The 22121-nt window shown below is 71.6% G+C and carries 19 protein-coding genes and 1 pseudogene; 7 read left to right on the forward strand and 13 right to left on the reverse strand.

Features of this window, described 5'->3' with window-relative positions; genetic code table 11:
* Nucleotides 1–125: 125 nt before the first annotated feature.
* The 6 genes from GA0074692_RS20660 to GA0074692_RS20685 form a co-directional block, all read right to left on the reverse strand.
* A complete protein-coding gene (locus GA0074692_RS20660; RefSeq protein WP_091646838.1) occupies nucleotides 126–1094 on the reverse strand; it encodes an NAD(P)/FAD-dependent oxidoreductase in 969 nt (322 codons plus the stop codon).
* A 96-nt stretch (nucleotides 1095–1190) separates the two neighbouring features.
* Nucleotides 1191–1832 (reverse strand): rhomboid family intramembrane serine protease, encoded by a 642-nt coding sequence (locus tag GA0074692_RS20665; protein WP_091653821.1) that lies wholly within the window; start codon nucleotides 1830–1832, stop codon nucleotides 1191–1193.
* A gap of 123 nt (nucleotides 1833–1955) precedes the next feature.
* Nucleotides 1956–2642 carry an aggregation-promoting factor C-terminal-like domain-containing protein gene (locus GA0074692_RS20670; RefSeq protein WP_091646839.1) on the reverse strand — a complete coding sequence of 229 codons (687 nt, stop codon included), beginning with the start codon at nucleotides 2640–2642 and terminating at the stop codon, nucleotides 1956–1958.
* Between the two features lie 274 nt (nucleotides 2643–2916).
* A complete protein-coding gene (phoH2, locus tag GA0074692_RS20675) occupies nucleotides 2917–4323 on the reverse strand; it encodes an RNA 5'-3' helicase PhoH2 (protein ID WP_091646840.1) in 1407 nt (468 codons plus the stop codon).
* A 504-nt stretch (nucleotides 4324–4827) separates the two neighbouring features.
* On the reverse strand, nucleotides 4828–5304 hold the full coding sequence (locus GA0074692_RS20680; RefSeq protein WP_091646841.1) for a hypothetical protein: 477 nt from the start codon (nucleotides 5302–5304) through the stop codon (nucleotides 4828–4830).
* Between the two features lie 37 nt (nucleotides 5305–5341).
* Complete coding sequence (locus GA0074692_RS20685) at nucleotides 5342–5686, reverse strand: hypothetical protein (RefSeq protein ID WP_091653824.1); 345 nt, start codon at nucleotides 5684–5686, stop codon at nucleotides 5342–5344.
* A gap of 236 nt (nucleotides 5687–5922) precedes the next feature.
* Here GA0074692_RS20685 and GA0074692_RS20690 point away from each other — a divergent pair, with 236 nt between their 5' ends.
* The 3 genes from GA0074692_RS20690 (at nucleotide 5923) to otsB (ending at nucleotide 7878) form a co-directional block, all read left to right on the forward strand.
* On the forward strand, nucleotides 5923–6381 hold the full coding sequence (locus tag GA0074692_RS20690) for a helix-turn-helix domain-containing protein (protein WP_176738525.1): 459 nt from the start codon (nucleotides 5923–5925) through the stop codon (nucleotides 6379–6381).
* 159 nt (nucleotides 6382–6540) lie between these two features.
* Nucleotides 6541–6894, forward strand: a complete 354-nt coding sequence (locus tag GA0074692_RS20695; RefSeq protein WP_091646842.1) for a hypothetical protein — start codon at nucleotides 6541–6543, stop codon at nucleotides 6892–6894.
* 159 nt (nucleotides 6895–7053) lie between these two features.
* Nucleotides 7054–7878, forward strand: coding sequence for a trehalose-phosphatase (gene otsB, locus GA0074692_RS20700; protein ID WP_091653829.1), 825 nt, complete (start codon nucleotides 7054–7056; stop codon nucleotides 7876–7878).
* A gap of 120 nt (nucleotides 7879–7998) precedes the next feature.
* Here the strand turns inward: otsB and GA0074692_RS36105 are convergent, their stop codons facing one another.
* The 5 genes and pseudogenes from GA0074692_RS36105 to GA0074692_RS20725 all read right to left on the reverse strand — a co-directional run bounded on the left by GA0074692_RS36105 (nucleotide 7999) and on the right by GA0074692_RS20725 (nucleotide 16674).
* Nucleotides 7999–11526, reverse strand: coding sequence for a ricin-type beta-trefoil lectin domain protein (locus GA0074692_RS36105; protein ID WP_245730391.1), 3528 nt, complete (start codon nucleotides 11524–11526; stop codon nucleotides 7999–8001).
* 255 nt (nucleotides 11527–11781) lie between these two features.
* The gene (locus GA0074692_RS20710; protein ID WP_091653833.1) at nucleotides 11782–12552 is read right to left on the reverse strand and encodes an isoprenyl transferase; all 771 of its coding nucleotides are present in this window, start codon (nucleotides 12550–12552) and stop codon (nucleotides 11782–11784) included.
* A 46-nt stretch (nucleotides 12553–12598) separates the two neighbouring features.
* A pseudogene (locus GA0074692_RS20715) lies at nucleotides 12599–13725 on the reverse strand (NAD(P)/FAD-dependent oxidoreductase).
* A gap of 6 nt (nucleotides 13726–13731) precedes the next feature.
* Nucleotides 13732–14643: a hypothetical protein gene (locus tag GA0074692_RS20720; protein WP_245730392.1), complete on the reverse strand. Its 912-nt coding sequence runs from the start codon at nucleotides 14641–14643 to the stop codon at nucleotides 13732–13734.
* Between the two features lie 189 nt (nucleotides 14644–14832).
* Nucleotides 14833–16674 (reverse strand): phosphoenolpyruvate carboxykinase (GTP), encoded by a 1842-nt coding sequence (locus GA0074692_RS20725; RefSeq protein WP_091646843.1) that lies wholly within the window; start codon nucleotides 16672–16674, stop codon nucleotides 14833–14835.
* 374 nt (nucleotides 16675–17048) lie between these two features.
* Between GA0074692_RS20725 and GA0074692_RS20730 the strand changes: the two genes are divergently transcribed.
* The 4 genes from GA0074692_RS20730 to GA0074692_RS20745 all read left to right on the forward strand — a co-directional run bounded on the left by GA0074692_RS20730 (nucleotide 17049) and on the right by GA0074692_RS20745 (nucleotide 20358).
* A complete protein-coding gene (locus tag GA0074692_RS20730) occupies nucleotides 17049–17636 on the forward strand; it encodes a GtrA family protein (RefSeq protein ID WP_176738526.1) in 588 nt (195 codons plus the stop codon).
* 63 nt (nucleotides 17637–17699) lie between these two features.
* On the forward strand, nucleotides 17700–18515 hold the full coding sequence (locus tag GA0074692_RS20735) for a GtrA family protein (protein ID WP_091646844.1): 816 nt from the start codon (nucleotides 17700–17702) through the stop codon (nucleotides 18513–18515).
* A complete protein-coding gene (locus GA0074692_RS36540; RefSeq protein ID WP_091646845.1) occupies nucleotides 18512–19621 on the forward strand; it encodes a MaoC/PaaZ C-terminal domain-containing protein in 1110 nt (369 codons plus the stop codon). The genes GA0074692_RS20735 and GA0074692_RS36540 overlap by 4 nt, the downstream gene beginning before the upstream one ends.
* A 167-nt stretch (nucleotides 19622–19788) precedes the next feature.
* Nucleotides 19789–20358 carry a signal peptidase II gene (locus tag GA0074692_RS20745; protein WP_091646846.1) on the forward strand — a complete coding sequence of 190 codons (570 nt, stop codon included), beginning with the start codon at nucleotides 19789–19791 and terminating at the stop codon, nucleotides 20356–20358.
* A gap of 14 nt (nucleotides 20359–20372) precedes the next feature.
* Here GA0074692_RS20745 and GA0074692_RS20750 read toward each other — a convergent pair whose 3' ends face one another.
* Together GA0074692_RS20750 and GA0074692_RS20755 are read right to left on the reverse strand one after the other, a co-directional pair.
* On the reverse strand, nucleotides 20373–20945 hold the full coding sequence (locus tag GA0074692_RS20750) for a PH domain-containing protein (RefSeq protein ID WP_091646847.1): 573 nt from the start codon (nucleotides 20943–20945) through the stop codon (nucleotides 20373–20375).
* Between the two features lie 148 nt (nucleotides 20946–21093).
* Nucleotides 21094–22041, reverse strand: coding sequence for a biotin--[acetyl-CoA-carboxylase] ligase (locus GA0074692_RS20755; RefSeq protein ID WP_091646848.1), 948 nt, complete (start codon nucleotides 22039–22041; stop codon nucleotides 21094–21096).
* Nucleotides 22042–22121: the final 80 nt, after the last annotated feature.

Genomic DNA, 22121 nt, shown 5'->3' on the forward strand with positions numbered 1-22121 from the left:
CGGGCAGCTCGGCGGTCGCCCTGATGGCCGACCTGATCGGCCTGCCCTGAGCGACCCCGACCCGCCCTCGCTGGCGCTCCCGGTGGCCGGCCGAACCGGGACGGCCCGCGACCGGCCCCCGCCGGTCAGGTGCCGTCGGAGGAGTGGCCGGGGAACAGGTGGGCCGACGGGTCGATGACCACCGCCGCGTTGTTCACCGCCGTGGCCGCCTCACCGAAGCCGGTGGCGATCAGCCGGACCTTGCCCGGGTACTCGGTGATGTCCCCGGCCGCGTAGACCCGGGGAAGGTTGGTCGCCATCGCGCTGTCGACCACGATGTGCCGCCGGTCCAGCCGCATCCCCCAGTCGGCCAGCGGCCCCAGGTCGGCGGTGAAGCCGAGCGCCGCGATCACCGCGTCGACCGGCAGGCTCTCCGCCACCCCGCCCCGTACGGCGACGTCGGCGCCGGTGACCATGATGTCCCCGTGCAACTTGGTGACCTCGGCGTTCACCACGATCCGCACCGGCAGCTCGCGGACCCGGGACACGGTGGCGGCGTGCGCGCGGAACTTCTCCCGCCGGTGCACCATGGTCACCGAGCGCGCCAGCGGGGCCAACGTCACCGCCCAGTCGAAGGCGGAGTCCCCACCGCCGACGATGAGCACGTCCCGACCGGCCAGGTCGGCCGGTTGCGGCACGAAGTAGACCAGCCCGGTGCCGGCGAACCCCACGGCGGCCGGCAGTGGACGCGGGGTGAAGCTACCCAGCCCGCCCGTGACGATCACCGCGCCGCAGTGCAGCCGTTCGCCGTCGCCGAGGGTCAGCACCGGCCGGCCGTCCACGTAGTCCAGCTGTTCGGCACGGACGCCGAGCCGGTACTCGGGGGTCGCGGTGGCCGCCTGGGTGACGAGGTTCGCGACCAGGTCCCGTCCCTTGATGGCCGGGAACCCGGCGATGTCGTAGATCATCTTTTCGGGGTACATCGCGGCGATCTGCCCGCCCGGCTCGGGCAGCGCGTCGACGACTGCCACCGAGAGCCCCCGAAACCCGGCGTAGTAGGCAGCGTAGAGGCCGGACGGGCCGGCCCCGATTATGGCGACATCGACCTCTCGCATCCGCGTACCGTCACTCTCCGCTCAGGGATCAGCACATACCGATTCAGACGGTAGGGGTGACAACCGCGCGGGGCAAGCATGTCCCTCGAGGGACGCTCAGGGCGTGGTGAGCGGATAGTCCGCGTCGACCCCGGGGCGGCGCCGGAACAGCACCGCGGCGAGCACCCCGCCGACCAACCCGAACAGGTGCCCCTGCCAGGAGATCCGTTCGTCGGTGGGGAGGATGCCGACCAGTTGCCAGCCGTAGAGGAGGCCGACCAGGAGCACGACGGCGAAGTTCCACCATGTGCGCTCCACCACACCTCGGGTGAGCAGGAGGCCGAGGTAGCCGAAGATGACGCCACTGGCGCCCACCACGATCGAGTTGGACGACCCGGTGAACCAGACGCCCAGGCCGCTGACCAGGATGATCACCAGAGTCGACCAGAGAAATCGACGGACCCCGGCGGCGAGCACGAAGGTGCCGAGCAGGATCAGCGGGACGCTGTTGCTGTAGAGGTGGTCGAAGCCGTGGTGCAGGAAGGGCGAGAAGAAGACGCCGTCCAGTCCGTCGATCCGCTTGGGGATGATCCCGGCCGCCGGGTCGAAGCCGGCGCCCAGCCACACGTCCAGCGCCTCGACGAGGAAGAGCACGGGGACCACCGCGCACATGGCGACGAAGGCCCGGCCCAGCGCGGCGTAGAACGCCTCGGTGCCGAACTGGTTGGGGTCGCCCGACGGGCCGCCGTCGAAAGTCACCCACAAGTAGCTATCAGCTCTGGCGACCGACCGCCACTCGTCCGCCCGTGGTTCCGCCACGGGGGCACAGACGACGGCGGGGTGGGTGACCTGCCACCCACCCCGCCGGTCAGCTCCGAGCGGTCAGTACCAGCCGACGTCCTGGGAGTGCGCCCAGGCCTTGCACGGGGTGCCGTACCGGCCCTTGATGTAGCCGAGACCCCACTTGATCTGGGTGGCCGGGTTGGTGCGCCAGTCGTCGGCGACGGAACCCATCTTGCTACCCGGCAGCGCCTGCGGGATCCCGTACGCGCCGGAGGAGGGATTGCTGGCCTTGTGGTTCCAGCCGCTCTCCTTGGTCCAGAGCTTGTCCAGGCAGGGCATCTGGTCGATGTCGAACCCGGCGTCGAGCAGCATGGCGCAGCCGACCTCCCGGTTGCCGCTGTACTCGTTGCAGGAGGCCGGGATCGGCCCGTCGTACGGCTTGCTGGCCGCCTCTGCGGCCCGCTCGGCCTCTTCCTTGGCCTTGGCCTTCGCCTCGGCCTCGCGCTTCTTGCGCGCCGCGCGCTCAGCGGCGGCCTTGCGGGCGGCCAACTCGGCGGCGGCCTCGGCCCGCTGCGCGGTCAGCAGTTCGGTCTGGTGCTTGGCGGACTCGACGACATGTTCCGTCTGCGGGTACCGCGACTGCACGGTCTCGAACTGGCCAACCTGAGCGGCGTCCGATGGCCGGGTCTGGCGGTCTTCGCCCAAGTAGAAGCCGCCGGCGACGCCCACGGAGAGCAACGCGACAGCGGCGGTTCGGGCACCCAACCGGCTCCACAGCCGACTCACGAAGAGGTCCCTTCGTCGGGGGCAAGGACACGGCGCGGCCGATCCCGGTCGACACCGGGCGGACCCGCGCCGTGAGCGCCTCGACCGTGCCGTCACCGCCGGCACCGTGGGCCGGTCACCCCGGCCCGTGTGACGAGTGATGACCAACGATCTTGGTGGTGCGCGGGCGCTCGTGGGACACGATTGCGCACCCTGGGTCCGTTGGGAAACCACACGACACAAATGTGACTTGCGCCACTAAAAAAATAGTGGCAAAAACGGTCCTAAGCGACAGTCAGAGCGGGATCTCCTCCAACAGGTCCGTCACCATCGCCGCGATCGGCGAGCGCTCCGAACGGCTGAGCGTGACATGCGCGAACAGGGGATGCCCCTTCAGCGCCTCGATGACGGCGGTCACCCCGTCGTGCCGCCCCACCCGGAGGTTGTCCCGCTGCGCCACGTCGTGGGTGAGCACCACCCGGGAGCCCTGGCCGATCCGGGACAGGACGGTGAGCAGAACCCCCCGCTCCAGCGACTGCGCCTCGTCCACGATGACGAACGCGTCGTGCAGGCTGCGGCCCCGGATGTGGGTCAGCGGCAGCACCTCCAACATGCCCCGGGAGGTGACCTCATCCAGCACGTTCTCGTGCACCACCGCGCCCAGGGTGTCGAAGACCGCCTGGGCCCAGGGCGACATCTTCTCCGTCTCCGAGCCGGGCAGGTAGCCCAACTCCTGGCCACCGACGGCGTACAGCGGGCGGAACACGATCACCTTCTTGTGCCGGCGGCGCTCCATCACCGCCTCCAGGCCCGCGCAGAGCGCCAGGGCCGACTTCCCGGTGCCGGCCCGGCCACCGAGCGAGACGATCCCGACCGACTCGTCGAGGAGCAGATCCAGGGCGATCCGCTGCTCCGCCGAACGCCCGCGCAGGCCGAACGCGTCCCGGTCGCCCCGAACCAGTCGTACGGTCTTGTCGGGCAGAACCCGGCCCAGCGCCGAGCCGTTACCGGAGTGCAGGACCAGCCCGGTGTGACAGGGCAGGCCGGCCGCCTCGTCCAGGTCGAGCGTCTCGCCGGCGTACAGCCGACCGACCTGTTCCTCGGCGACCTCCAACTCGGCCATGCCCGTCCAGGTCGGGTCGCTCGCCTGTCCGTGCCGGTACTCGTCGGCGCGCAACCCCACGGCGGCGGCCTTCACCCGCAGCGGCATGTCCTTGCTGACCAGCGTCACCCGCCGGCCTTCGGCGGCGAGGTTGAGCGCCACGGCGAGGATCCGCGCGTCGTTGGACTCGGTGCGGAACCCGGGCGGGAGCACGGTGTCGTCGGTGTGGTTCAACTCCACCCGCAGCGTGCCGCCCTGGTCGTTGGCGGGCACCGGCTGGTCCAGCCGGCCGTGGGTGATCCGCAGTTCGTCGAGCATGCGGAGTGACTGCCGGGCGAACCAGCCGAGTTCGGGATGGTGCCGTTTGCCCTCCAACTCCGAGATCACCACGAGGGGAAGGACCACCTCGTGCTCGGCGAACCGGTGGAACGCCGCGGGGTCGGAGAGCAGAACCGAGGTGTCCAGGACGAAGACCTCTGGTCGGGGCTCCCCGGGCTCGGCGGCGCCCGTCGCCGCACGGCGGCTCCGGGTCGTCCGGCGGGTGGTCGTGGTCGCGGCCGGGGTCTGATCGCCACCGGCGGGGGTACGACGAGTCGTCACAGGCCTGCTCCGACGGATGGGCACCCGCCATCCGCGTTCCGCCTCCTCCGGTGCCCGGGGACACGGGGTCGGATGCGGGCCCCGTGCGCGAGGTCGCAGATCCGGGCTGGCCGGCTGGCCCGGGACAACCCCGCGCCATGACTAGACGCTAGCGTCGCCGTGCCCGTTCCGGCTAGAGGCGAAGATGGATCTCAATTGAGCATTGGACGAACTCCCTGCTGGCACCCCCTCCAGCCGCCCGCGTCGCCAGGCTAGGTCCTCGCGGACCCCGCCGGATGCCCGGTCGGCGCTAACCGCGGCCAGGCGGGAACGCCGGCCGGGGTGTGTGCCCCCTGCGACACACCCCGGCCGGTCCCGGTCCCGCGTCCCCGACCGGGACGCGGGGCCACGACGCGTCGCGGGCGACGCGCCGGGTCCGCCGGGCGGCGGTCGTGGTTGATCAAGAGGTTTGGGTCACGAAACGTCGGTCCCGGTGACGCCAACTTCTTGATCACCCGCGTCGGCTCAACCGTGCCCGCTGGCCAGCGTCCCGGTCGGGTACCGTCCACCGACGGTCACGGTCGACTGGCCTGCGGCGACGGTCATGGTGGGACGGCCGACGCCGACCGCCACGCCCGGCTGACGTCCTCGGGGGTACGGCTCCGCCGGAATCCCCCGGCTGGTTCCGGCCGGCGCGAACGCCGAACCGGTGTAGGTGGTGCCCGACCGGGTGACCGGGACACCGGCCCGGACGGCGGGACCGGGCTGGACGGCAGGACCGGACGAAACAGCGGGACCGGGCGGGACGGCCAACGCCGAGGCGATGGCGGCCTGCGCCTCCCGACGTCGGCGGTTCCACGCGCCCCGGTCGCCGTCGAAGTAGCCCTGGCGGTAACCGAACCGGTAACCGATCCGGTAGCTGAGCTGCCCGTGCAGCCGTCCGGCCGCGTAGCTGGTCGAGCCGAGCAACAGGACCAGGAACACCGCGAAGAAGGGACTCATCGGGCGGCTCCGGCGCGGCTCGGCGCGGGGTGGCCCATCAGCACTCCTCCGGCCAGGTCGGGGTGACACCGGGGACGAGCAGCCGGTCCAGGTCGTCGATGCCGACCTCCTCGACCAACTCGACGCTGATCCGACAGCCGTCGAGGAGCACCTCCGCCACCGAGGCACGCCGGATCACGCCACCGGCGTCGTAGACCCGGACGCTCAGCTCCGGGCAGCCGAGGTGGGCCCGCCAGGCGTCCCACTCGACCCGGTCCGCCACGTTCAGCGAGACATGCCGGCACCCTCGGGCGAGGTAGAGGCGCCACGGGGCGCTCAGACCCGCGGCCACCCCCTCCGCGACCAGGCCGAACGCCTGGGCACGGGTTGCGAGTTCAGTCACCACACCCCCTCGTGACCTGGCGCGTGACGCGTCCGGGACGGGCCGTCTCGGGCACACCACCCACCGCAAGTTGTCCCATGAGCGTGACAGTAGCAGCTTCCCGTGTTTTTGCGACCACTCTCAGCAGCACTTGATTATGGGCAGTTCACCAGCGGTTCCACGCAAGCCCGGCGGCACCGTCGAATGCGAAGACAGTGTCACATATACGTGACAAGAGCGCGTCTCACGACGACGCCATGAGCAGTCGGTCGTACCGTCGTCGGGTGACCGACCACGCCCATGCGCGCAAGATCGAATTTGCTGCCTTCGTGCGCCGGGCGCTCGACGACGCGCGGGCGACCCGGGCCTGGAGCGGCACGGAGGTGTCCCGTCGGACCGGCGTCTCCCGGCAGACCATCAACCGGTGGGTCCGGGGCGACTGGAGCAGCGCCCCCGAGGCCGCGCGGGTGGTCTCCTTCTGCGAGGGACTCGGGCTGGACCCGACGGCCGCCTTCGCCGCACTCGGCTGGGACCGCCCGGCCCGCCCCCGACCGGACGCCCTGCCGATGGACCCGGACGTCGAGGCACTGCTACGCCGCCTGGTCGACCCCGGAGTCTCGGACGTGGAAAAGTTCCACATCCGGGAAACCGTCCGGTACCTCGCCTACCGCCCGCCACTCCCAAACATTGGCAATACCGACAAACAGGTCGGGTAGTTCCTCAGATGGCGAAAACAATGCTCAGGGGAAAACCGCTGTTCCGCACCGGAAGACGGGTCCGCGCGCTAGCGTCCCCCTAACTGCTTGGGCTCGTCGTCGGCGGGGGACGGGACAAGGCCGAACCCAGCCCTGCGGGACAGAAGGAGGGGTCTGTCCATGACCCTGAAGTGGTTGGCAGTCCTGGTCGCGACGGTGTCCGTGACACTGTCGGTGACCGGCAACGTGGTGGTCGGCGCGATCGACGGCGGGCAGCTTCCCCTGATCGTCAACCTCTTCGCACTGACCACGGCCGGCACGGCGGTCGTCCTGGCCGTCCTCGCCGACCTTTACGACCGACTCAACGACCGACTCACCGCGCTCACCGAGTTCCTGGTGGCCCGGCTCAACGAGATCGAGGCGCACGCCGGCGACCGGAACGCCGGTTTCGTCGAGGGGTACCTGCTCAACCACGACCGGGAGGCCGCGGTGGTGCCGATCGGTCGACGGGGGCGTGGCGCCGCCGAACGCTGAGTACCGGTCGGCCGACGGGGACGCGCGGCCGACCGGACGCTGCGCACCGCCGGCTGCTGAGCGCTGCCGGACGCTGCGCACCGCTGACCGCCTTCCCGGTCCGCGAGAGCCCCTCGCGGTTCACGAATGGGCGGCGCAGCCGCGGGTACGCTGACCCGCGTGCCGCCGTTGAATCTGGGCAACCAGGAGCCGAGGACGCCGCTCGACGCCGCCCGAGCCTGGGCCGCGACCGCCGAACGGGCGGGAGAGTACGTCCTCTTCTTCGACTTCGACGGCACGCTCGCCCCGGTCGACGACGACCCCACGGCGGTCCAGCCCGCGCCGAAGGTCATCGCCGCGCTCGAGGCGCTGGCCCCGGTCGTACGCCGGGTGGCGATCGTCTCGGCCCGCCCGGTGGAGTTCCTCCGCGACCACCTCGGCGGGCTCGCCGGCATCGACCTCTACGGCCTCTACGGGTTGGAGCACAGCCACTCCGGCGGGGAGACGGTCACCGAGCCGGCCGCCCTGCCCTGGGTGCCCACCATGGCCGAGCTGGCCGACCGGGCCCGCGCCGAGCTGCCCCCGGGCACCCTGGTGGAGTTCAAGCGGCTCTCCGTCGCCCTGCACTACCGCACCGCGCCGCACCTGGCCGAGGCGGTGGAGAGCTGGGGTCGGACCCAGGCCGACCGACTGGGCCTGCGGGTGCAGGCCGGCCGGATGGTGCTGGAACTCAAGCCCCCGGTCGACCGGGACAAGGGCATGGTGATCGACGAGGTGGTCCGCTCGGCCGCCGGGGCCTGGTACTTCGGAGACGACGTCTCCGACATCAAGGCGTTCGCGGCGCTGCGCGCCCGGGCCGCCGCCGATCCCGGCTTCGTCGGCGTCTGCGTGGCGGTCGCCAACCCGGAGACCGGCCAGGAGGTCGCCCTCGCCGCCGACCTGACCATCGACTCCCCGGCCGCCCTCGGCGACTTCCTCAGCAACGCCGTCGCCCGGCTGAGCTGACCACGCCCGGTTCGCCGGACGGCCGTCGTCGGCCCGGCCGGCTCGACCTGGCCGCACGCGAGGGGATCCCCCGCCCGCTGGGACGGGCGGAGGATCCCGGTCAGCCGATCCCGCCGCCGGTCAGGCCGGCAGGGTCCACTTCTGGTTCGCGCCACCGTTGCAGGTCCACAGGTGCACGATGACGCCGTCGGGGGCGACCGTCAGACACTTGCCGGACTGCGGGTTGCGCAGGGTGCCATCGGCGCTGGACAGCCACTGCTGCGAGCCGAGGCCGTGACAGCGCCAGAGGATGATCTGGTTGCCGTCCGCTGATCCGCCGCTGTGCACGTCCAGGCACTTGCCCATGGACATGACGGTGCGGTTGGGCATCACCGCCCAGCCCTGCGGGTCGGACCCGTCGCAGGCCGAGACCTCGATCTGCGCGCCGTCGTCGAACGGCGACCGGACGTCCAGGCACTTCCCGTCCAGCCCGGTGACCGCGCCGATCCGGGCGGTGCTGCCGGTCGGCCCGTTCTTGGCCACCATCTCGGCGATCCGGATGCCCTGCATCAGCTCGTCCACCGCCGGGATGCCCTCGGGCACGGGCGGCTCGTCGAGCAGCCGCTCACTGGCCACCTCCAGCCGCTGCCGGAGCTGGGTCGACCGGTAGTCGAGCGCCCAGTTGAAGCACCGCTCGATCGGGTCCCACCGCTCCTCCCAGGTGCACGGCAGGACATGTTCGTTGCGGTTGGCACGCGGGTTCGGCTCCGGCTCGTTGGCCTTCTGCGGCTTCACCACGCACTTGTCGTTCACGATCTGCGCGCAGTAGTTGGCCCGGGCCTGCTCGAAGCCGGCGGTCACCCGCCGCTCGGGGATGATGCCGCCGGTCTGTCCCTCCCGGCCGTTGACCACGTTGGCCTCCAACTGCCCCTGGTCGAACGGGATCCGGGACTGGCCGAACAGGTGGATGCCGATGGTCTGGTCCTGCTCCAGCGAACGGGCGAAGCCAAGCTTGGTGTACGACTGGAGCAGCAGCGCCGTCCGGGTGAGCTTCTTGTTCAGGTCGTACAGTTCGTTGCCCTGCGTCGTCAGGTCCCGGACCACCTCGTGGTAGTACTGGCCGGCCTGGCCGTAGAGCCAGTCCCGCGTCTTCGTCCTGATCTCCGACTCGCTGTCCACCGTACGGGGCGCGCTCTGCTCGAAGTCCGGCTTGACCGTCCCCCACTTCTCCTGCATGCCCTGGGTGGCGTTACGAATCCAGCCCTGCCGCGGGTCGCTCGGCGGGTAGTACTGCTGGATCTTGCCGTACGGGTAGACCTTGCTCCACGAGTACGCGGTGAGCCACTGGCCGTCCCACTTCTGCCGCACCCGGAAGGTGATCTCCAGGTCGGCGTAGACGGCGTACGGCTTCTCCCCGTCCGGGTCCGGCGGCTCCGACATGTTCGTCCAGGCTGCCTGGTAGCAGGTCTGGGCCGGGGTGTCGGTACGCCCGTAGTCGGCGAGCCACATCTCCTTCAGGTGCTTGCTGACCACGTTGCTCGGCCGGCTCGGCTGGTAGGTGGCGGTACCGGAACAGGGCGGGATCGCGGTCGGCTCGGCCGTGCTGGCCCCCTCGACGTCCTGGTTGGGCAGACCGAACATGGTGTAGCCCAGGCGGTCGTTCTGGATCGTGTTCCGCTTCGCGTGCAGCTTGGCGACCATCGCGGAGCCGGTCGCCCGGTAGTCGTCGAGCAGCTTGGCGTAGAGCGGACTGAGCTGCTCCGGCTGGTCCCAACCCCGAGGCGCGCTGAACCGCCGGACCGCGGTCTGGATGGCCTGGCCGGACGCCAGGATCTCGTCCGTGGTCAGGTTGACCTTCGCAGCGTGGCTGGGGTTCTGCGCCACCATGTGCTTGTAGCCCTCGGCGGCCAGCAGCCAGTGCTCCACCGCCGCCGTCGGCGGGGCCTGCACCCGTACGCCGCCGCTGACCTGGTGCGGCAGGTTGAGGTGGTTCTCCGCGTAGTCGGTCAGGTAGCGGATCGAGCCGTGGTAGCCGTACGCGCCGAGGTTGTTCTCCGGGTTCGGGTCGCCCAGCCCGGCGGTGAACGGCGCGGCTTTGCTCTGGATGCTCGCCGCCGTGTTCAGCGTCTCCACCGTCGCCTTGTACTCGTCCCAGGTCAGCGGCGTCTCGGGGTAGCGGGCGGCATGGCTGACACGATGGTTGATGACCCCTTCGAGCTGGGAGACCTGGGTCTCCTGGAGGGAGCGCAGGATCGAGCTGCCCCAGAAGTCGACCCGCTCGGTGACCAGCGCGAGCTGCGAGACGACCTTCCTCAGCTCGTCCTGGGTGAGCCACACCTCGGTGAGCAGCCGGTTGAACTGGGCGTCCATCTGGTCGTAGAGCTGCACCAGGGCCAGCTCGATCCGGTCGAACCGCTGGTTCATCTCGTTGCGGAAGTCCCGGAGTTCCTGACGGAGCTCCTTGAGTTCGTTCAGGATCTGCTGGTCCATGGTGGGACCCGTGCCGCCGAAGAGCGGCACCAGCGACTGGATCGCGCCGAGCACCGCACCGGCCATGCCGATCCCGCTCGCCGAGAAGAGCGCCGCCTTCAGGCCGTTGGCGGCGAGCGCCGGAAGCCAGTTACTGACCGCGGTGGCGATCTGGACGGCGGCCCGGCCGGTGCCGGTCACGATCGCGCCCACCTTCGGGTCGGCGAACCCGACCAGCTTCCCGAACAGGTCGATCGCGCCGGCCGCGCCCTCGAGCCACTTCTTGCGCTCCTCGGCCTTCGCCTTCGCCTGGTCCAGTTCGGCCTGGGTCGCCGGTCGCCCGTCCACCGGAAGGGTGGCGTTCATGGCCGCCACGTCCGCGTTGGCGGCGTCGGTGCGCTGGTTGATCTCGTTGAGCAGGGCGGTGATCTGCCGGTTGCCCTCGGCCAGGTAGTCCTGGAGGTTCTGGCTGTGCTCCAGCAGGGCACCGACGTTGACGTACGTCCCGATCAGCGGGTCGGCCATCAACTGGTCCGAGGTGGCGTTCGCCACGATGTTGTACTTCGCGCCGAAGTAGCCGTTCCACGCTTCGGTGAAGGTCGGGTCGATCGCGCCCCGGCCGGCCACCTCCCCCCAGATCTTGTCCTGGTGCTCGAAGACCTGGTTGATCACGGAGTTGTGGCGCTGCGCGGCGTGGATGTCGTCCAGCGTCTCACCGAGCGCCAGGACCTCCTTGCCGAGCGTCGACTCGGCCAGCTCCCGGAAGATCGGCGCGGCCACCGCCCCGGACGGGTGCAGCGCGGACAGCTCCAGCAGCTTGACCATGAGCTGGTACGTCGGCCGGACCAGGTCGTCGGCGCCGAGCTGGCTGGTGTACCACTGGTTCATCGAGGCGGTGTGCTGCACCAACTGCTGCGAGGTGGCGGCCGGGTTCCGCTGGCGGTAGCCGACCATCGTCGCGCTGAGGAACATCTGCCGCAGGCCCTCCGCGCCGCTGGCCCGGGATCGCATGTACGCCGCGAACAGTCCCCGGCGCTGCGTGTCCTGGTCGATGACGACCCCACCGGACGCGTACGCCGACGGCGACACCACGACGTTGCCGACGGCGGCTGTCAGCACCACCGCCGCGACGGCACAGAGCCGCCCCCACCGGCCGGCGAACCCGCGTCGCCGGCTGGTTGTCGGTCCTCTTCGGATCATTGCCTCTCCTCCCGGTGCCGCCCACGGTCGGGCGGCGCGCCAGGAGGTTCGCCGGAGGATCGTCCCGGCCGGAAGGGACAGGTGTCCCGGACGGCCGGGCAGGGTCGGAACGCCGACAGTCCCACCGCCCAGGTCCGAGTTCACCGCAGCCACGCGGGCCACGGGCCGCGCCGGGTTGATCGACTTCATTACGCCGAAACGGCGGTCTCCGACGTCTCGGACAGCCCCACCTCGCCGAAACGGCGTCGTTCTACTTCAGATGCCGTAGCGGCGCTGTCGGCTGGCGTACGACCGCAGCGCCCGGAGGAAGTCCACCCGGCGGAAGTCGGGCCAGTTCAGCTCGCAGAAGTAGAACTCCGAGTGCGCCGACTGCCAGAGCATGAACCCGGAGAGGCGCTGCTCGCCGCTGGTGCGGATGACCAGGTCCGGATCGGGCTGACCCCGGGTGTAGAGGTGCTCGGCGATGTGCTCGACGTCCAGCACCTCGGCCAGTTCCTCCAGGGTGGCCCCGGCGGCGGCGTGCTCCAGCAGCAGCGAGCGGACCGCGTCGGTGATCTCGCGCCGGCCGCCGTACCCGACTGCGATGTTGACCTGGGCACCGCCGGCGCGCTCCCGGGTGCGCTCCTCGGCGGCCTTCAACGCGGTGGCGGTCTGCGCCGGAAGCAGGTCGAGCGCGCCGACCATGCGCAACCGCCACGGGTTGCCCTCCTCGGCCAGCTCGACCACGAGGTCCTCGATGATCTGCAACAGCGGGTCGAGTTCCCGGGCCGGGCGGCGCAGGTTGTCGGTGGCGAGCAGATAGAGGGTGACGTGCCCGATCCCGGCCTGGTCGCACCAGCCGAGCATGTCCTTGATCTTGGCTGCGCCGACTCGGTGGCCGTCGTTGGGATCGACGAACCCCATCTCCTTGGCCCACCTACGGTTGCCGTCGCACATCACGCCGACGTGTCGGGGCACCGGCTTGCCCGCGAGGCTCGCCGTCAGTCGACGCTCGTACACCGAATAGAGCAGGTTCCGCAGAGTCATCACCATGCAGCGTAGCGACCCTGGCTGGAAAGGGGCACGTCCCACCTCAAACCCGCCCGGACAGGGCCCGTCCGATCGCCGCCAGGGTGCGCGCGTCCAGCCGGCCGTCGCCGAGCCCCAGCTCCACCACGGTACGGAAGACCCGGTCGTCGCGGCGGGCGGCGCGCACGGCCGCGTCCACCACCCGCCGCCGCCGGGCCAGCCAGGCCGCCGCCGAGCTGTGCCGCAGGTGGGTGCCGAGGCGTCGGCGCAGGCTGGCGGCGTACCGGTCGGCGGCCCGGTCCGGGGAGCGGGCCGCCGCCGCGCCGGCCAGCGCGCCGGAGAGCAGCGCGTAGAAGATCCCCTCCCCGGTGAACGGGTTGATCAACGACAGCGCGTCGCCGGCCAGCACGGTCCGGCCGCGTCCCGGTGCCGGCCGGTGCGTCGACAGCGGCAGGTGGTGGGCGCGCAGGTCGGTGGCCGTGGCCGGGTCGGCGTCGGGGAGCAGGTCGGCAAGGCGGTCGAGCAGGTGCGCCCGGCTCAGCGGCTCACCGCGCAGCACCTCCCCGTACCCGACGTTCGCCCGGCCGTCGCCGATCGGAAACGACCAGGCGTACGCCGGCCAGCGCGCGGCCGAGGTGACGATGAGCTGCTCCGGTGGGCCCGGGCGGGCCGGGGCGTACCCCCGGATGGCGAGCGCGAGGTGGCGTTCCGGGTTGATCGGGTGACCGAGGGTCCGGCGTACCACCGAACCGGCCCCGTCCGCGCCGACCACCGCCCGGGCGGTGAACGCGTCGTCCAGCAGCACCCGGTCGGCCCGCTCGACCACCCGGCGGACGGTGTGCCGACGCAACTCCGCCCCGCTCGACACGGCCGCCGCGACGAGCCGGGCGTCGAAAACCGTCCGGGGCACCGTGTACGCCGGCCGGGGCAGCGCCCGGGCCACCGTGCCGCCGCCCGGGGCGACCAGGCGCAGCGCGGGCAGCGGTGGATATCCGGCCACCGCGTCGACGACCCCGAGCCGGGTCAGCACGTCCAGCGCGTGCGCGGTGATGCCGTCCCCGCAGGCCTTGTCCCGGGGAAGTCGGCCCGGTCGAGCAGGAGCACCCGGGCCCCGGCCCGGCGGGCGGCCAGCGCTGCGGCGGCACCCGCCGGCCCCGCCCCCACCACCGCCACGTCGTACGCCTCGGTCACGCGGCATCACCTCCGGTCCCGGCTCGACTCCTCCTCCCGGCCGACGGATCCGCCCGGCCCGTTGGGGGCGGGTTCGCCCGACCCCTTGGAGGCCCGCCACAGACCGTAGATGGCCAGGCCACCCGCCGTCATCAGCGGCACGCCGTCCCGGACGAGCCCGTCAACGCCGAGCAGCCACCAGCACAGCGGCAGGTCGACGGCGAGCACGCCAAGGGTCAGCACCACCAGCAGGCCACGCGCCCAGCGCCTCCCCCGGAGCACGAAGAACGTGCAGAACAGCACCGCGTAGCTGGTGACGAGGGCGAAGCCGAACCAGAACGCCACGGCCGGTCCGGCGACCAGCCGACCGTCCAGGATCGTGCCGGCCGCCACCAGCGCGGGGACGAGCATCAGCGGGCTGTAGGTGAACGCGGCGACCCGGGTGGTGAGCAGCCAGCCGGCAACCTCCGGACGACGCGGCGGGGCCTCCCGCCAGGAGATGCCCTGCCGGTCGATGACCAGTCGCCCCCGGTGCCGGGTCAGGTACCCGGCGACCGCCGGAGAGCGGTACAGCAGCCAGAGCACCGCCAGGCAGAGCGCGGTGAGTCCGACGAAGCCGACGATCCCCGGCAGCGGGGGCACGCCCTGCCGGGGTACGACCAGCCGGCCCACCGCGAAGACGGTGGTGACGACGAGGATCAGTCCGAGTGGCCGGGCCAGCGTCCGGCCCCGGCGGACGTGCCCGACCAGCAGTACGAAACCGAACGCGCGCAGCAGCGCCCAACCGCTCCGTACCGCCAGGCCGAAGCCCTGCTCCGGGGCGTACCACCAGTTGAGCAGATCGACCACGACGGTGGCCGCCGCGGTCACGGCGAGCAGGGTGGTGAGCGCGCGGACGGCGGACGGCCGCCGGACCTCGGTCGCGACGGCCGTCCTCATGACTGCTGATGATGCCCTCGGCGGTCAACCCACACACGTAGGTGGTTGGTTGGCTGGGTTGGGTTGGGTTGGGTTGGGTTGGTTGCAGGGGACCCCTGCTCGGCACGAGGCGGTAGCAGGGGTCCCCTGCTACCACCTCAGCCCACGGCTACCGCCTCGGGAGCACGGCTACCGCCGCGGGGACACGGGCTACCGCCCGGGGGCGGCGTCCAGCCGGGCGCGCAGGGCATCCAGCTCGGACCAGAGCACACCGGGCAGCTTGTCGCCGAACTTCTCGAACCACTCGTTGATCAGCGGCAGTTCGGCCCGCCACTCCTCCGGGTCGACCTTGAGCGCGATCCGGACGTCCTCCGGGGTCATGTCGAGGCCGTCGACGTCCAGCGCGTCCTGGGCGGGGACCATGCCGATCGGGGTCTCGACCGCCTCGCCCCGCCCCTCGATCCGCTCGACGATCCACTTGAGCACCCGGGCGTTCTCCCCGAAGCCGGGCCAGAGGAAGTTGCCGTCGGCGTCCTTGCGGAACCAGTTGACGTAGTACACGCTCGGCAGCTTCGAGGCGTCGCCGTCGGCGCCCTTGCCCATCTCGATCCAGTGCCGGAAGTAGTCCCCGGCGTGGTAGCCGATGAACGGCAGCATCGCCATCGGGTCGCGGCGGACCACCCCGACCGCGCCGGACGCGGCGGCAGTGGTCTCCGAGGAGAGCGTGGCTCCCAGGTAGACGCCGTGCACCCAGTCACGGGCCTCGGTCACCAGCGGGACGGTGTCCCGGCGCCGGCCGCCGAAGAGGATCGCGTCGATCGGCACGCCGTTCGGGTCGTAGTAGTCCTCGGCCAGGATCGGGCACTGGGTGATCGGGGTGCAGAACCGGCTGTTCGGGTGGGACGATGGGGTGTCGCTCTCCGGCGTCCAGTCGTTGCCCTTCCAGTCGGTCAGGTGGGCCGGCGGCTCGCCCATCCCCTCCCACCAGATGTCGCCGTCGTCGGTCAGCGCGACGTTGGTGAAGACGGAGTTGCCCCGGTCCAGGGTCCGCATCGCGTTGGCGTTGGTCTTCCAGTCGGTGCCGGGCGCCACGCCGAACAGGCCGTACTCGGGGTTGACCGCGTAGAGCCGGCCGTCCGGGCCGAACCGCATCCAGGCGATGTCGTCGCCGATGGTCTCGACCTTCCAGCCCGGGATGGTCGGCTCCAGCATGGCCAGGTTGGTCTTGCCGCAGGCGGACGGGAACGCGCCGGCGATGTGGTAGACCCGCCCCTCCGGCGAGGTGATCTTGAGGATCAGCATGTGCTCGGCGAGCCAGCCCTCGTCCCGCCCCATCACGCTGGCGATCCGCAGCGAGTAGCACTTCTTGCCGAGCAGCGAGTTGCCGCCGTAGCCGGAGCCGAAGGACCAGATCTCCCGGGTCTCCGGGAAGTGCGAGATGTACTTGGTCTCGTTGCACGGCCAGGCCACGTCCTGCTGGCCGGACTCGAGGGGCGCGCCGATCGAGTGCAGCGCGTGCACGAAGTCGGCGTCGTCCCCCATCGCCTCGAGGATCTTCGCGCCCATCCGGGTCATGATCCGCATCGAGGCGACCACGTACGGACTGTCGGTGATCTCCACCCCGAACATGGGGTGCTCGGCCTCGACCGGCCCCATGCAGAACGGGATGACGTACATCGTCCGGCCGCGCATGCAGCCGCGGTAGAGATCGGTCATCACCCGTTTCATCTCGGCCGGCGCCATCCAGTTGTTGGTGGGGCCGGCGTCCGCCTCGTCGGCGGAGCAGATGAAGGTGCGCTCCTCGACCCGGGCGACGTCACCGGGGTCGGTGCGCGCGTAGAAGGAGTTCGGCTTCTTCTCCGGGTTGAGGCGGACCAACGTGCCCGACTCGACCAGTTCGTCGGTGAGGCGACGCCACTCCTCGTCGGATCCGTCCACCCAGACCACCCGGTCCGGAGTGGTCAGTTCCGCGACTTCTCGGACCCAGGCGAGCAGTTTGGCGTGGGAGGTCGGGGCCTGATCGATACCCCGAACAGCAGCCGGAGCAACCATTACACATCTCCTTGAGGTCGACGCTGACCGATCTACGGGATGCACGAGTCGTGGCGGGCGCCGAGCGCCTCGCCGTCGTGAAAACCTGGGATTCCGCCCAGCGTAAACCGGGCGGCCCCGGGCGTCAGTGGGACTGGTTGTGAAGAACTGCACAAAGTACGGCCTACCTGCGACTTCACGAGCTGATACCCGCTTTCCCGCGCAGTTTCACGCATTTCCCCGGTTGACCTTCAACGCGTTCGGGGAAGCGGACCCCGGTCGCGTGCGGGTGGACGCGGACCACCAACACACCACCTCCGATGATCACGAGCCACCAGAGCGTCGACGACATCACCCTCCGTCACTGTCGGTAACGTCTTTACCCACTGCTGCCGTTGCTACCCGTCCGGCAGGCCCCTTGCCGGTACGCTTCCCCCGTGGCTGCGACCGTGACCGGGGACCAACCGGGGACCCCCCGTGCCCGCTCGGGCCTGGTTCGGTCGCTGTTCGACCGGTTCGGCCACCTCCTGCATGAACTGAGCAAGTTCGCCACCGTTGGCGGAATCGCCTTCCTTGTCGACTTCGCCCTGTTCAACGTCCTCACCGCCGGACGCGGGGTGGAGCCGGTCACCGCGAAGACGATCTCCACCGTCGTCGCGGCCACGCTCGCGTTCCTCGGCAACCGGTTCTGGACCTGGCGGCACCGGGAGCGCTCCAACCCGGTCCGCGAGTACGCCCTGTTCTTCTTCTTCAACGGGGTGGGTCTCGGCATCGCGGTCGCCTGCCTCGCCATCAGCCGCTACGGGCTGGGCAGCATCTGGCCGGGGGTCTTCCAGACCACGCTGGCCGACAACATCGCCAGCTTCATCGTCGGCACGGGCCTCGGCACGCTGTTCCGGTTCTGGTCGTACCGACGGTTCGTCTTCGTCGAAGCGGGAACCCGACGGGTTCCGCGAGGACCCGACCCAGATTCCCAGGCGTGACCTGGGGCCCATCCCGTCCGGTCGACAGGCCGGAAAGCCACGATCAACCTTAAGGTGTTCCGCATGCGTCTTGTCCGCCTCCTGCCCGAGCGCTGGCAGAAGTTCATCCGCGAGGCGCTCAAATTCGGCATCGTCGGTGGCATCAACACCGTCATCAATTACGCCGTGTTCAACGCGCTGGCACTGACCGTGTTCACCGACGGTCAGTTGAAGGCCGCCGTCGCCGCGACCATCGTCGCCACCATCTCGTCGTATCTGATGAACCGGCACTGGACGTACCGGGACCGGCCGAAGTCAGCGATGCGGCGGGAATACGCGCTCTTCTTCCTCTTCAACGCGACCGGGTTGCTCATCGAACTGGGTGTGCTCGCCGCCGCGAAGTACGGCCTCGGCGTGACCGGCCTGCTCGCGCTGAACGTGGCGAAGACCGGCGGCGTGGTACTCGCCACCCTGTTCCGGTTCTGGTCGTACCGGACCTTCGTCTTCCAGCCCGCCCCGGTGCCGGCTCCCGCCGAGCAGCGGAGCGAGCACGAGGCGGTCGCCGGCATGGACCCGGTGGCCGAACTCGCCGAGTCGGTCACCGAACTCGAACAGGCCCAGCCGGCACCGACATCGCCACCCGAGGTCAAGCCACGGCCGAGGCTCAGGCCCCGATCCCGGGTCGCGTCGAGCCCGACCGCCGGCCCCGGTCGAACGGTCAAGCCGCGTCCGGCAGGCGTCGGCGACCCGGCCGTACCCCGGACGGACGCCCGACCCGGCCCCACGTCGCTGAGCCACCTCGACCGGCTCGCCCCCGGGCTCGTCTCGATCGACTCGGAGTTGGAAGCCGAACTCGCCGCCGAGCTGCACGCCGCATCCCGGCGTGCCCCGCGCCGATGAGCGCCGAGCCGGTCCGCTCGGGGACCGGGGCCTCCGCCGAGCTGTTCTTCGAGGACCTCACCCCGGGCCGCTGGTTCGACCTGGGCGTGGTCACCGTCGACGGGGACGAGATGGTCGCCTTCGCGCGACGGTTCGACCCGCAGTGGTACCACGTCGACGACGAACTGGCCCGGCAGAGCCACCACGGCGGGCTGATCGCCAGCGGGTTCTACACGGTCAGCCTCTTCATGCGGGCGTACGTCGACCATGTGCTCTCCCGCGCGGCGGCCGACGCCTCTCCCGGGCTGGAGGAGCTGCGCTGGCTGGCCCCCGTACGGGCCGGTGACCGGCTGGCGGTACGGCTCGACGTGATGGGGAGCAAGCCCTCCACCGCCCGCCCGGGGCTCGGCACCGTCACCCTCACCGGCACGATGCTCCGTCTCGACGCGGAGGGCAGTCCGGAGTGCGAGGTGCTGCGCACTCGGTTCCGCGGCTGGTTCACCCTCCGCACCGTCGAGGAGGAGCCCGACGAGGCCACCGGCGAGGCGGTCGATGTCGCCGAGCCGCTGCCCGACCGGCCAGCCCCGGCGCTGCCCGCCCAGCCGGCTCCGGCGCTGCCGACCCGACCGGCCCCGGTCAGCGGGCCACCGGTCTTCGGCGGCGTACCTGTCTCCGCCCCTCCGGCCGGTCTGCCGGCCCCACTGGGCGCACCCATCTCTGGGCCGCCGGCCCCACTGGGCGCACCGGTCTCCGCACCTCCGGTAGGCCCGCACGCCCCACTGGGCGCACCGGTCTCCGCACCTCCGGTAGGCCCGCACGCTCCGCTGGGCGCACCGGTCTCCGGGCCGCCGCTGCCCGTCGGATCAGCCATGCCGGTCGGCGTACCCGTCTCGGCGCCACCGGTCAGGCCGGCCGGCCCGGCGGTCGGACCGGTCAGTTCGCTGGACGCCCCCACCACCGTCCTACCCGGCCCGGTGGTCTCCGCGCCACCGGCACAGACCCCGGGTCCGTACGGCACCGACACGCCTACCGCCGTCATCCCGGCCGCCCGCGACCCGCACGACCCCCGTGGTCCCCACGATCACTTCGACCCGCTGCACCGGCACCACCCGCCCGAGACCACCTGACGGCCGCCCGCCGGTCGGGACACTCAGCCGGCGGGCCCGGCCGGACCGGTCCGGGAATCGCGCCGGCCGGGCCGGGGAGCTACCGGTGCTGGCCCGGGCGACCCGGTCCGCGCACCCGTCGGTCACGGCGGGTGGCGTGGTCGGCGGCGCGTGAGAGACTTGGCGAGATGAGCGAGCAACCCGCGACCGACGAGGCTCCCCCTGCCACCGGGCCGGCCTCGGCCGCCACGCACCGGCCCCAACGGTGGACGCGCCGCGCCCCGTGGCTGGCGGGCGGTACGGCCCTCGTCGTGGTCGTCACCGACCAGCTCACCAAGCTGTGGGCCGAACGCACCCTCACCCTGGGCGAGCGGACCCCGGTACTCGGTGACGCGCTCGGCATCCAGCTCATCTACAACTCGGGTGCGGCCCTGTCGATCGGCTCCGAGTCGACGTGGATCCTGACGATCGTCACAGCCATCGGCGTGGTCGCCGGCCTCTGGTACTCCTGGCGGGTACGGTCCCGGGCCTGGGCCCTGGCCCTCGGGCTGATCCTCGGCGGGGCGATCACGCACCTCGGTGACCGGCTCCTGCGCAAGCCGTCCTTCGGCCACGGCCACGTCGTGGACTTCATCGCGTACTTCGACTGGTTCATCGGCAACGTCGCCGACATCGCGATCGTCGTCGGGGCGGGGATGTTCCTCCTCCTCACCGCGCGGGGCACCACGATGCGGCCGGAGGACGACCCCGGCCGCTGACCTGGTGGCGCGGTTCAGGCGGTGGGGTCGCGCAGCGGCCGGCCGTCCTGCATGTCGGCCATGATCTCCCGCAGCTCGCCGTCGCCCACCGAGTGCCGGTCGTGGTGTGCCTCGACCAGCTCGTACAGCCGGGTCTGCACCTGCTCCACCCCGGGCACGTCGACCAGCACCGATTGTCCCCGCTCCCCGGCCGACTCGATGGTCAACGTGCCGCAGCCGAAGAGCCGCTCGACGAACCGCTGGTTCATCGAGTGGTCGTTGATCCGGCCCAGCGGGATGTCCCGCCGGTCGCGGGAGAGGATGCCCTGCTGGAGCAGCACCCGCTCGGTGGTGAACAGGTAGTGCGTGCTGCGCCAGGACAGGTACGGCACCAGGGTGAACACCACGGACAGCACCAGGGCGAACCCGGCGACCAGGTAGAGGCCGATCCGGCCGGCCTGACCGTCCGGCAGGAGGATCCAGGCGGCCACCACCGCCGCGACGCTCAGCAGCAGTACCAGGACCGGCCGGACCAGCGCCTTCGCGTGCGGGTGCAGGTGCAGCACGATTTCCTCGTCCTCGGTGAGCACGTCATCGGGAAACGCCACACGAACCTCCTCGCAGAACATCGACGCGCTGACGGTAGCCTGCCGCCGCCCGCGCACGCGGCACCCCCACCGTGGGGGTTCGGGATGTCGGTGCGGAGCATGGGGATCGTCCCGCCCGGCCGGCATGCGGCGCGGGCCCGTACCGGGCTCAGCGTAGGTGCAGCACGTCCCCGGCGGCGAGGCTCCGCTCGCCCTGCGCGGTGCGGACCAGGAGTCGCCCGTCGCCGTCGACGCCGGTGGCGTCGCCGGTCACTTCGTCACCGCCGGGCAGGAGCACGCGGACCGGGCGACCGACCGTGCCGCAGGCGGCCAGGTAGGCGTCGCGCAGACCGCTGGCGATGGCGTCGCCCCCGGCGTCCCGCCAACGCTCGTACCAGTCGGCGACCGCGCGGAGCAGGGCGCGCAGCAGCGGGTCCCGGTCGGTGGCGGCGGCCCCGGCGAGTTGCAGCGAGGTGGCGGGCAGGCCGGTGGGGTTCTCCGGCAGCTCGTCGGCCCGCAGGGTCACGTTGAGGCCGACGCCGAGCACGATCGCGGTCGTCTGGGTGGCCGCGCCGGCGGGCACGATCGCCGCAGGCTGGGTGGCCGCGCCGCCGGGCACGATCGCCGCCGGCTGGGTGGCCGCGCCGCCGGGCACCGCCTCGGCGAGTACCCCGGCGCACTTGGCGTCGTCGAGCAGCAGGTCGTTGGGCCACTTCAGCCGGGCGTCCAACTCGGCCAGCCGGGCCACCGCCTCGACCAGCGCGACCCCGGCGAGCAGCGGCAGCCAGCCGTACCCGGCGGCCGGCACGGGTGACCAGCCACGCTCCGGGACGGCCTCACCGGGCCGGAGCAGGACGCTGGCCGCGATGCCGGCCCGGGGCGGCGACTGCCAGACCCGGCCCCGTCGGCCCCGTCCGGCGGTCTGCCGCTCGGCGACCACGACGAGGCCCTCCGGCTCGCCGGCCCGCGCGGCCTCGGCCACGTCGGCGTTGGTGGAGCCGGTCTCCGCGCGCAGCTCCAGCCGCCGCCACGGCCCGTACGGGGCGACCAGCGCGCGCCGCAGCCGGGCCGCGCTCAGCGGCGGTCGGTCCAGGTCGGTGTACGGGGAGCCCGGCATCCCGCCAGCGTACGGCCCCGGCCTCGAAGCACCGCCGGACGGACGCGGACGGCCTCGGGTCTGAGGCGAACTGCACACTG

The organism is Micromonospora pallida (assembly GCF_900090325.1).
GTDB classification, from domain to species: domain Bacteria; phylum Actinomycetota; class Actinomycetes; order Mycobacteriales; family Micromonosporaceae; genus Micromonospora; species Micromonospora pallida.